This window comes from Mitsuaria sp. TWR114 (genome assembly GCF_007997345.1).
In genome coordinates, this window is the sequence record NZ_VOSR01000382.1 from 1 (window position 1) to 3967 (window position 3967).

4 protein-coding genes are annotated in these 3967 nt (G+C 72.1%); 1 reads left to right on the forward strand and 3 read right to left on the reverse strand.

Annotated elements, in window-relative coordinates:
- Window positions 1–783 (reverse strand): EAL domain-containing protein (locus FUT87_RS14600; protein ID WP_186830546.1); only part of this gene is annotated, 783 nt, incomplete at its 3' end.
- A gap of 145 nt (window positions 784–928) precedes the next feature.
- Entirely contained in the window at window positions 929–1390 is a 462-nt protein-coding gene (locus tag FUT87_RS14605; RefSeq protein ID WP_147241479.1) for a host attachment protein, read from the reverse strand.
- A gap of 177 nt (window positions 1391–1567) precedes the next feature.
- On the opposite strand from FUT87_RS14605, the gene trxC reads away from it, so the two are divergent.
- Complete coding sequence (gene trxC, locus FUT87_RS14610; protein ID WP_147241480.1) at window positions 1568–2026, forward strand: thioredoxin TrxC; 459 nt, start codon at window positions 1568–1570, stop codon at window positions 2024–2026.
- A 24-nt stretch (window positions 2027–2050) separates the two neighbouring features.
- Here trxC and recJ read toward each other — a convergent pair whose 3' ends face one another.
- A complete protein-coding gene (gene recJ, locus FUT87_RS14615) occupies window positions 2051–3799 on the reverse strand; it encodes a single-stranded-DNA-specific exonuclease RecJ (protein WP_091725471.1) in 1749 nt (582 codons plus the stop codon).
- Between the last annotated feature and the right edge of the window lie 168 nt (window positions 3800–3967).

The following is a 3967-nucleotide window of genomic DNA, read 5'->3' on the forward strand; positions in this document are numbered from 1 at the left end:
GGCCAGCGCGTCGACCTCGGCCCGCAGCGCGGCCCGTGACGCGGCGCTCGGGCGTGCGAGCAGGTAGCCCTGGCAGACCGGCACGCCCAGGCGGCGCAGCACGGTCAGGTCGCTGAGCTGCTCCAGGCCTTCGGCCACGACGGTGCAGCCGGAGCTGGCCGCCATCTCCAGGATCGAGCGGACGAACTGCTGCTTGAGCGGCTCCTGCGCGATGCCGTCGATGAAGTGGCGGTCGATCTTGACGAAGTCGGGACGGATGTCCATCCAGCGCTTCAGGCTGGCGAAGCCCTCGCCCAGGTCGTCCAGTGCGACGACGAATCCCAGCTCGCGCAGGCTGCGCATGCTGTCCTGCAGCCGTTCGGGCTCGAGGATGGGGCGGGTCTCGGTCAGCTCGATGACCACGCGCGACGCCGGCAGGTCGAGCTGCGCGAACTCGCGGGCGATCAGCGCGCCGCGGTCGCTGGTGGCCAGCAGCGTGTCGGCGGTCAGGTTGAGGAAGAGCTGGCCGGGCAGCTTGAGTTCCTTGAAGCGGCGCAGCGCGCGGCGCACCACCAGCCGTTCCAGCTCCACCAGCCGGCCGAGCCGGGCGGCAGCCTCGAACAGCACCAGCGGCGAATGCAGCGGCGTGTCCGCCGGCCCGCGCGTCAGGGCCTCGTAGCCGAGGATCTGGGCCCGCTCCACTTCGACGAGCGGTTGGAAATGGATGTCCAGCGCGCCGTCGCGGATCACGGCGGACAGGGCGATGCTCAACGGGTCGGGCGGCTGCAGGTGGGTGGTGGGCATGGGGAGGACCGCGGCGAGCGGGGCGTCGCGCGGTGTCCCCATTCTGGGCGGCCTCTATGTCATCGCTTTGACAAACAGTTACAGCATGACCTGCGCGTGAAATCCGCCGCGATCGCGGCCTGTCCAGCACCCGATTCCTGATCGCTCAAGGCCGTTGCTTGCTGAAGTCGCGCTCGGGGAAGAGCCGGGTGGTCAGCTCGCCCAGGCTCTCGTGGACGACGTCGACGTTGGTCTCGTCGATCACCAGCTTGGCGACCTGGGGGCTGAGCGCCTTGCGCAGCAGGCCGAGGAATCGCGGTGCGGCGACGATGCGCAGCTGCGTCACCTCGCCGTTGTTGAAGCCGTCGTCCAGCGTCCGCGCCACGCGGGTGGCGAAGCCGATGGCTTCCTGGTGCAGCTCGTCCACGCCGGCCGAGGAGGTCACGTTGTTGCCGCGCCGGCCCTCGGCGTCGCGGCGCAGGTCGGCCTTGTCCGCGTGCGCAGCGGCATCGGTGAGCGTGGTGACGTCTTCGAGGTCGCCGCCTTCCTCGGGCAGCTTGAGCAGGCGGGCCACGCCCTCGTCCGCCACCAGCACCCACAGCTTGCCGTCGTCCTTGTATGCAGGCATCTCGATTCCTTCAACAGAGTTCGCGTTGAACGGGAGGCGGCAAACGCCGTACCTTGGACCGCCCCGTCCGGCGGAGGCGCGCCCGCGCGCGAGGGCACATGATTTGCCCCCTGGAAGAGGCGCCGGGGCCTCTTCACCGCCTTACCGCGCCCCGCCGGCGCTTCACCCGAGACCGCCATGGACACCGACACGCCTGCCGCCGCGACCCACCTGCACATCGTCTGCCCGTCGTGCGCGGCGAAGAATCGCGTGCCGCGCGAGCGGCTGGCCGAGTCGCCCGACTGCGGCCGCTGCGGCACGCCGCTGATGCTGCCCAGGCCGGCGGACCTCACGCCGGAGGTCTTCGACCGGTTCATCGCGGGCACCGAGTTGCCGGTCGTCGTCGACTGCTGGGCCGACTGGTGCGGGCCCTGCAAGATGATGGCGCCGCAGTTCGAGCAGGCTGCGGCGATGCTGCCGGAGCTGCGCTTCGTCAAGCTCGACACCGAGGCCGCGCCGCAGCAGAGCGCGCGCTACGGCATCCGCAGCATTCCGACGCTGCTGCTGTTCCTCGATGGGCAGGAGATCGCGCGGCAGGCCGGCGCCATGCCGGCCGCGGCGATCGTCGACTGGGTGCGGCGGGAGCTCGGGGCCTAGCCCTTCTCCGTCGCCCTTCTCCGCTCAGTCCGCCATCGCCTCCACCACCATCTGCACGCGCTGCTGCCCCTGGTATTCGTCGAGGCTGAGCCGGTAGGCGAGGGTGACCTGCTCGGGCAGCTGCTCGGTCCGGCCGAACCAGATCGCGTCGCGCAGCATCGCGCCCTGGCGCAGCCGCAGCTTCAAGTGGCGCTCGCCGACCAGGCGTTGGTGCACCACCTGCACGCGGTCGCAGAACAGCGGTGCCTCGAAGGCTTGGCCCCAGACCTGCGCCTCGAGCTCCTGCACCGTCTCGGCGCAGAACGCCTCCGGTGGCAAGGGGCCGTCGGTGCGCAGCGTGCGGGTCAATGCGGACTCGTCCAGCCACTCGCGCGCGACCGCCTCGAAGGCGGCGGCGAAAGCCTCGACACCGCCCGGCGCGAGCGTGCAGCCGGCCGCCATCGCGTGGCCGCCGAACTTGCGCAGCAGCTCCGGATGGCGCTTGGACACCAGGTCCAGCGCGTCGCGCAGGTGGAAGCCGGGGATCGATCGTCCCGAGCCCTTGAGCTGTCCGTCGGCGCCCTCGGCGAAGACGAACACCGGCCGGTGCAGCCGGTCCTTGATCCGCGAGGCGACGATGCCGACGACGCCTTCATGGAAGTCCGCGTCGAAGAGCGCGAGCGCCGGCGGCGGCGCGCCGTTCAGGCGCGGGTCGGTCATCAACCGTTCCAGCAGCGCGAGCGCCTGCTCCTGCATGCCGGCCTCGATCTCGCGGCGCTCGCGGTTGATGCGGTCCAGCTCGCGGCCGAGCTCCAGCGCCTGGCCGGTGTCGTCGGTCGTCAGGCAGGTGATGCCCAGCGTCATGTCCTCGAGCCGGCCCGCCGCATTGATGCGGGGTCCGAGCGCGAAGCCCAGGTCGAAGCTGTTGGCCCGCGTCGCGTCTCGACCGGCCGCGGTGAACAGCGCCTGCACGCCGGGTTGCATGCGGCCCGCGCGCATGCGGCGCAGGCCCTGCGCGACCAGCCGCCGGTTGTTGGCGTCGAGCCGCACCACGTCGGCCACGGTCCCGAGCGCGACGAGGTCCAGCAGGCCGTCCAGCCGCGGCGGCGGGCCGTCGCCGAAGGCGCCGCGCCGGCGCAATTCGCCGCGCAGCACGGTCAGCACGTAGAACGCGACGCCCACGCCCGCGAGGCTCTTGCTCGGGAAGGGGCAGCCCGGCTGGTTGGGGTTCACGAGCGCGTCGGCGTCGGGGATGGTGGGCGCGCCGTCGGGGCCGACCGCGGGCAGGTGATGGTCGGTGACCAGCACCTTCAGGCCGAGCGCGCGCGCGAAGGCGACGCCGGCGTGGCTCGCGATGCCGTTGTCGACGGTCACCAGCAGCTGGGGTTCCTGCTTGAGCGCGAGCTCCACGATGGTCGGCGTCAGGCCGTAGCCGTGGACCGCGCGGTCGGGCACCACGTAGCCGAGGGTGCCCGGTCGTGCGCCCAGCAGCGCCAGCCCGCGCAGCATCACCGCGCAGGCCGTGGCGCCGTCGCAGTCGTAATCGGCCACGATGCACACGCGCTCGCCCGCCGTGATCGCGTCGGCCAGCAGCGTGGCGGCCTTGTCGATGCCCAGCAGGCCCTGAGGGCCTTCGGGCGGCAGCAGGTGTTTCAGGTCCGGGTCGAGCTCGTCGTGCGACAACACGCCGCGCGCGGCGAAGAGTCGCGACAGCAGCGGCGAGAAGCCGGCCTGCTGCAGCGCATGGGCGGAGTCCGGCGGGACGTCGCGGATCAGGAGGCGGGGGCTGCTCACAGGTTCTCCAGCGCGGTGGCGACGCTGAGCCGGGGCGGGGCGAAGCGCTCCTTGAGCCGCTGCCAGCTGCCCGCGTCCTTGCGCGTCCAGGTGCGGGCCAGGCGCTCGCCGCCCAGTGTCAGCGAGACGCGGCGGCCCTCGCGCACGGCGGCCAGCGCCTGCGCGATG